The 6330-nt window shown below is 60.7% G+C and carries 5 protein-coding genes and 3 pseudogenes; 4 read left to right on the plus strand and 4 right to left on the minus strand.

The window, feature by feature from the left end; translation table 11 throughout:
* Positions 1-58: 58 nt before the first annotated feature.
* Both nifD and nifH read right to left on the minus strand, forming a co-directional pair.
* On the minus strand, positions 59-1564 hold the full coding sequence (gene nifD / locus MESS4_RS14045) for a nitrogenase molybdenum-iron protein alpha chain (protein ID WP_006331759.1): 1506 nt from the start codon (positions 1562-1564) through the stop codon (positions 59-61).
* Between the two features lie 104 nt (positions 1565-1668).
* Complete coding sequence (gene nifH / locus MESS4_RS14050; protein ID WP_006331760.1) at positions 1669-2562, minus strand: nitrogenase iron protein; 894 nt, start codon at positions 2560-2562, stop codon at positions 1669-1671.
* Positions 2563-2931: 369 nt separating this feature from the next.
* Between nifH and MESS4_RS34530 the strand changes: the two are divergent.
* Positions 2932-3330: pseudogene (locus tag MESS4_RS34530) on the plus strand (IS110 family transposase); the annotation flags it as partial.
* Between the two features lie 34 nt (positions 3331-3364).
* On the plus strand, positions 3365-3508 hold the full coding sequence (locus MESS4_RS33485) for a hypothetical protein (protein ID WP_157385576.1): 144 nt from the start codon (positions 3365-3367) through the stop codon (positions 3506-3508).
* Positions 3509-3655: 147 nt separating this feature from the next.
* On the opposite strand, the pseudogene MESS4_RS14060 reads toward MESS4_RS33485, so the two are convergent.
* Both MESS4_RS14060 and MESS4_RS32215 read right to left on the minus strand, forming a co-directional pair.
* Positions 3656-4086: pseudogene (locus MESS4_RS14060) on the minus strand (PIN domain-containing protein).
* The gene (locus tag MESS4_RS32215) at positions 4083-4382 is read right to left on the minus strand and encodes a hypothetical protein (protein WP_006331763.1); all 300 of its coding nucleotides are present in this window, start codon (positions 4380-4382) and stop codon (positions 4083-4085) included. The pseudogene MESS4_RS14060 and the gene MESS4_RS32215 overlap by 4 nt, the downstream one beginning before the upstream one ends.
* Positions 4383-4845: 463 nt before the next feature.
* On the opposite strand from MESS4_RS32215, the gene MESS4_RS14070 reads away from it, so the two are divergent.
* Both MESS4_RS14070 and MESS4_RS14075 read left to right on the plus strand, forming a co-directional pair.
* Entirely contained in the window at positions 4846-5439 is a 594-nt protein-coding gene (locus MESS4_RS14070) for a DUF6088 family protein (protein WP_006331764.1), read from the plus strand.
* Positions 5432-6330: pseudogene (locus tag MESS4_RS14075) on the plus strand (nucleotidyl transferase AbiEii/AbiGii toxin family protein); the annotation flags it as partial. The gene MESS4_RS14070 and the pseudogene MESS4_RS14075, both read left to right, overlap by 8 nt.

A 6330-nucleotide genomic window follows, 5' to 3' on the forward strand; every position in this document is an offset into this window, starting at 1 on the left:
TGGATCGAGCACGCCCCAAGCATTTATCGGCCTCCCTGCCAGGGAGGGAGGCCAGTCCTCATTCGGCGGCGACCGCCGTCGGCGGCGCGTCCTTCATCTTTTTCCACGGCGCGCGGTAGAGACCCCAGACCGGGTTGTTGATGGCCAGATCCATGTCGCGGGCGAAAATGGCGAAGCCGTCATAACCGTGATACGGGCCGGAATAGTCCCAGGAGTGCATCTGGCGGAACGGGATGCCCATCTTCTGTACCGGGTACTTCTCCTTGATACCGGAGCCAACGAGATCCGGGCGGATGCCTTCGATGAACTTCTCCAGCTCATAACCGGTGACGTCGTCATAGACGAGCGTGCCATTCTTCACGTAATGGCCGGTGCGCTGATAGTCGTCGTTGTGGGCGAATTCGTAGCCGGTGCCAACGATCACCATAGCGAGGTCCTCGTAGGCAGTGATGACGTGACGGGGGCGCAGGCCGCCGACATAGAGCATCACCGTCCTGCCTTCGAGGCGCGGTTGGTACTTGGCGATGACGGCATCGACCAAGGGCCGGTACTTGGCGATGACCTTTTCGGTCTTCTCCTCGATTTCCGGGCCGAAGTGTTTGGCGATGTTGCGCAAGGAGGCCTCGATCTGGGAGGGGCCGAAGAAATTGTATTCCATCCAGGCGATGCCGTACTTTTCCTCCATGTGCCGGCAGATGTAGTTCATCGACCGGTAGCAGTGGATCAAATTCAGTTTGGCCTTGGGCGCGCGCTCTATCTCGGCGAGCGTCGCGTCGCCCGACCAGTTGCCGACCACCCGAAGTCCAATCTCCTCAAGCAGGATTCGCGAAGCCCAGGCATCGCCGCCAATGTTGTAGTCGCCGACGACATTGACGTCGTATGGGCCGGACTCGAACGCGACATCGTCCTTGTCGAAGACCCAATCGCGGATCGCATCATTGGCAATGTGGTGGCCGAGCGATTGTGAAACGCCGCGGAAACCTTCGCAGCGCACCGGTACAATCGTCTTTTCGTGCTCCTTGGCCTTCTTGCGCGACACTGCCTCGATATCGTCCCCGATCAGGCCGATCGGGCATTCGGACTGCACCGAGATGCCCCCACTGAGCGGAAACAGGTCCTCGACCTCGTCGATGATCTTTTCCAGCTTCTTGTCGCCACCGAAAACGATGTCCTTCTCCTGGAAGTCGGAGGTGAACTGCATTGTCACGAACGTGTCGATACCCGTCGTGCCGACGTAATAGTTGCGGCGTTGCGACCAGGAATATTGCCCACAGCCGACTGGCCCGTGCGAGATGTGGACCATATCCTTGACCGGACCCCACACCACGCCCTTGGAGCCGGCATAGGCACAGCCGCGGATTGTCATCACGCCCGGAATGGATTTGATGTTCGATTTGACGTCGCATTCGGAAAGGCCCTTGTCCTCACCTCCAGCCTCGTCCTTGCTCGTTGCGACACTGAGGTGCTTCCTGCGACGCTTCGCCGCCTTGTCTGGATATTGGGACAGCACGTCTTCGATAAGCTTCGCATGCAAAGCGCCGTCATTCTCATAGTCGAGGCCCATGGGACCTGCCCCTTTCAAGGTTCGGGTAACGCCTCGCCAACGAGGCCTTGTTTCGTACAAAGGGGCGCCAGGTCACGGTCGGCGCCCCCTGTCGGTAGCGGCGGCTACTGAGCGACGGCCAATTTCGCTTCCTTGGCCTGAAGCTCGGCAAGCATTTGCTCGTCCGTCTTCATGATGCCGAAGTCGAGCAGCATGTCCTCGAGCTCCTCCATGGTGATTGGGGTCGGGATGGTGCCCTGGCCCGAATTGACATGGATCTTCTCGGCCAACGCGCGGTACTCCCCTGCCTGTTTGGAGTCCGGCGCATACTGGATTACCGTCATCTTTCTCAGTTCGGCGTGCTGGACGATGTTGTCGCGCGGCACGAAGTGGATGAGCTTGGAATTGAGTCTGGCGGCCAGCGCCTCGGAGAGGTCGAGCTCGCGGTCGGTCTGTCGCTCATTGCAGATCAGCCCGCCGAGCCGCACGCCGCCCGAATGGGCGTATTTCAGGATACCCTTGGCGATGTTGTTGGCGGCATAGAGCGCCATCATCTCGCCGGACATGACGATGTAGATTTCCTGGGCCTTGTTTTCGCGGATCGGCATCGCAAAGCCGCCGCACACCACGTCGCCCAGCACGTCGTAGGAGACATAGTCGACATTATCATAGGCGCCGTTCTCCTCGAGGAAGTTGATCGAGGTGATGACGCCGCGGCCGGCGCAGCCGACACCCGGCTCGGGGCCGCCGGACTCCACGCACTTGATGTCTTTGTAGCCGATCTTGAGCACGTCCTGGAGTTCAAGGTCTTCCACAGAACCTTCTTGGGCGGCGAGATGCAGAACGGTATCCTGCGCCTTTGCGTTCAGGATCAGCCGGGTGGAGTCGGCTTTGGGGTCGCAGCCGACGATCAGGATTTTCTGTCCGAGGTCGACCAGGGCGGCTAGCGTATTTTGAGAGGTGGTGGACTTGCCGATGCCCCCCTTTCCGTAGAATGCGATCTGACGCAGACCTGACATGTTGCTTCCTTCCTTCTTTCCATCCATAGCGGTTACCGCGACTTCAATGCCGGTCGGCAGATCCCGCCGCCTCGCACCGATCGTTTCAAAACTCGTGCCAATTCGGCCGGTTGGATCGAAGAAGAAATTTTATGATTGCTTTTCAGCTGTTTAACATTTGGCAAAAATATTAAATTGGCTAAATAAACTTGTGTCGCGGCCCTGACAAAGGCGACAGGAAATGTCGGATGGCGTTGAGTGAGACGTCGGCCGCGGAGCCCGGAAAGAAGCTAGTTGTCAAAATCTGATGGAGTAGATGCCCCCTCCCGACGCCATCGCAATGTGCCAGTTTGGTGATTGCCAGAATCGACCAAGACAGAGACGGCATCCATGGAAGTTACCATCATTGGAATCGATCTCGCAAAGCGGGTCTTCCAGGTTCACGGCGCGGCGAGTGACGGGAAGGTTGTCTTTCGCAAGGAGCTGTCGCGCGCAGTTGCTGCCGTTTCTCGCCGGACAGCCCCGGTGCACGGTGGCGATGGAAGCGCGACCGCCCACGACTGGGGGCGTACGATCGGCGGGCTCGGGCATGCCGTCCGGCTCCTGCCGCCGGTCTATGTGAAGTCCTTTGTAAAGCGGCACGCGGAAGCGGCCCTCAGGCCGACCTTGCGCTTCATGGCTGTCAAAACCGAGGAGCAAGAGGCGCGGTCGATGATCTTCCGCACGCGCGACCTCTTGGTGCGCCAGCGCACGCAGCTGATAAACGCCCTGCGCGGCCACCTCGCCGAAGCACGGGGTCGTCGCCCCACACGGCCCGGCCCACGTGAAGCGCCTTGCGGATGCAATCGAAGACGAGGAAGGCCTCATCCAGCCGATCGTCCGCGACGTTGGTCGTCTCTACCTCCAGCAGATCGCCATCTACAGCGAGAAGATCGCCGAGCTCGAGAAGACCCTCCCTTGGCTGTAGATCATCTGGGAGCTCGTCCCGCTGGATTTGGCGCGCTGAAGGAGCGGGGATCAGCCAAATCCGCGAGCGTTCCAAGTGGATTCTGTCCACTCTATCTGAGTTTCAGCCATCTTGCCCTCCCGAGCATTCCTTAACCCCGCCGCCGCATCAGACCGCTCCGCGTATCGGATTGACGACCTTGAGCCCGGCAAAGTCTTTTTCGTTATCCGTTACCAGCACGCACTCGTTCGCACCGGCGACAGCGGCGATGATCATGTCGAGCCCGCTGCGCGGCTTGCCGGCCAGTTTTCCTCCTGCCATCAGCCGCGCCCAGATCAGCCCTGCCTTGTCGTCGAACGAGAGGATGCGGCCCGCAAACAGCGCCTGCGGCCCCTCAGGCCCAGAGAACCAGTTGTCGAGTGCGTCGCGTTTTTTCCCGCGCGGCTTCTCCAGAACCCTGCGAAGAATTTCCGCAACGGTCAGCGAAGCGATGAACAAATCCTCGTCACGCTGTCTCGACATCCATGCCAGGAGCGATTCCGAAGGCTGCGATTTGACACATCGCTGATGATGTTGGTATCGAGGAGGTAGCGTGTCACAGGTCGATCTTCCGCCCCTCTTCATGGGGGCGGGAAAGATCGAGGTCAGCTCCCACGAGCGGCGAACGACGCAATGCGGCGAGAATCCCGCCAAGCTTGGGTGGCTCGCCGGCGATGGTCTGGCTGACAGCAGCGCGCAGGCTAGAGGCATCCGGTCCATCTTCGGCCAGGCGGCGAGCCAAAGATCGAATGAGGTCGCGATCGGCATCGCGGCCAAGCACCTCGAAGCGCGCCAAGCCGCGCTCGCTGAGGCGAGATCGATAGTTTTGAATGGCGCGTTTTTGCGAGCTGCTCATAGTTGCCTCCGACTACAACACACATAAATAATACATTCGACATACATCATAACTACAACAAGAAGGAACATACAGATCTAAATAAAAAGACAGTCTTCATTTCTCATTTCCAGTAATATAACCAGAATACTGGGTTTGATCAAGGTGCAGGCAGTCCGAGCAGTGCTCTCTTTCTGTTGAATGGCATCGGTGGGGACGCGCGATATATGTTACGCGACGGTACTTTTTGACCAGCGTCGAGTTCTTGCGCTGACAAGAGAAATATCTCGGCGCCGACAAGAGGGCCTCGGCCCCAGGACGGGCGAGGCTCGTTCGGAGAACGGCGCGAAACAGGGATTGGTCGATTCGCGCGGCGATGATTGACCACAAGGCCTGCTGGACGGGTTCCGCGTGCAGGTGCCCGTCGCTGCCCGCCTTGAAAAACTGTCAGAAAATCGCATACATTTCTGACAGGAGCATGGCCATGCAACGGTTGACCGAACAGATTCTTTCGCACGCGAAAGGGCTGCCAGAGGGCACGCCGGTCGCAGCTAAGAGCTTGCTTCACCTCGGGAATCGCGCCGCGGTGGATCAGGCATTGTCGCGTCTAGCCGAGCGGACGCAGTTGATCCGGGCGGGTCGCGGCGTCTATCTCCTTCCGGTCACGAGCAGGTTCGGCACCCGGGCTCCCTCCGTGGAGCAAGCGGTCGAGGGGCTTGCCAGCCAGCGCGGGGAGATCATCGTCACGAGTGGGGCCGTTGCCGCCAACACCCTCGGTCTCACGACACAGGTGCCGGTCCGGTCGGTCTATCTGACTTCCGGCCGCACCCGGAAGATGAGCCTCGGCAAGCAGGTCGTCGAGCTTCGCCACGCGCCTCGTTGGCAGCTCGCCATGGCGCATCGGCCCGCTGGCGAGGCGGTGCGAGCGTTGGCTTGGCTTGGGCCGGAGAAGGCTGAGGCCGCCCTCCAGACACTGAAGCGGAAACTCCCGCCGGGCGCCTTCAGCGAGTTGGTCGCGGTAGCGCCGCAGCTTCCGACCTGGATGGCGCGCAGCGTGGGCAAGGCCGCACATGGCTGATCCCTTTCTCCACCTCCCGATCGAGGATCGGCGGGAGGCGCTCGGCGTCGCGGCCGATCGGTCCGGCCGGCCGGCGCATCTCCTCGAGAAGGACGTGTGGGTGGTCTGGGCGCTCGCCACCTTTACGGCTCGGCGCTCGGCGAACATCTGGTGTTCAAGGGCGGCACGTCGCTGTCCAAAGCCTATCAGGTTATCCAGCGGTTTTCCGAGGACGTCGACCTAACATACGACATCCGGGCGATTGCACCCGACTTGGTGGGCGACGACGGCGAAGCGTTGCCGGAGACCCGTAGCGAGGAAAAACGCTGGTCCAGCGAGCTGCGTAAGCGCCTGCCCAATTGGGTTGAAGGAAGCGTTCAGCCGATCATCGCAGATGCGCTCGCGGCTGAAGCTTTGGCGGCCGCCATCCGCGTCGAGGGCGAGAAGCTGTTCATCGATTACGAAGCCGCGACGGCTGGCTCCGGCTATGTGGCGCCGAGCGTGATGCTCGAATTCGGAGCACGATCGACGGGCGAGCCCGCGAGCTTGCGCGACATCGCCTGCGACGCGTCTGGCCTGATCGAGGGCGTGACCTTTCCCACGGCTCGTCCACGCGTGATGCATGCGGAGCGAACCTTCTGGGAGAAGGCGACGGCCATCCATGTCTTCTGCCTGCAGGAACGCCGGCGCGGCGATCGCTTTGCTCGTCACTGGCACGATGTCGCGCGGTTGGACGAAACCGGTTTTACCCCGTCCGCCTTTGCTGATCGCGATCTGGCGAACGCAGTGGCGCGCCACAAGACCATGTTCTTCGCTGAGAAAGCGCCCGATCGAACGCCCATCGATTACGTGGCGGCTGTCAACGGCGGTCTGCGGCTTGTGCCCGCAGGCGATGGTCTGAAGGCGCTTGAA

This window comes from Mesorhizobium sp. STM 4661 (assembly GCF_000359125.1).
In the GTDB taxonomy this organism is placed as follows: domain Bacteria; phylum Pseudomonadota; class Alphaproteobacteria; order Rhizobiales; family Rhizobiaceae; genus Mesorhizobium.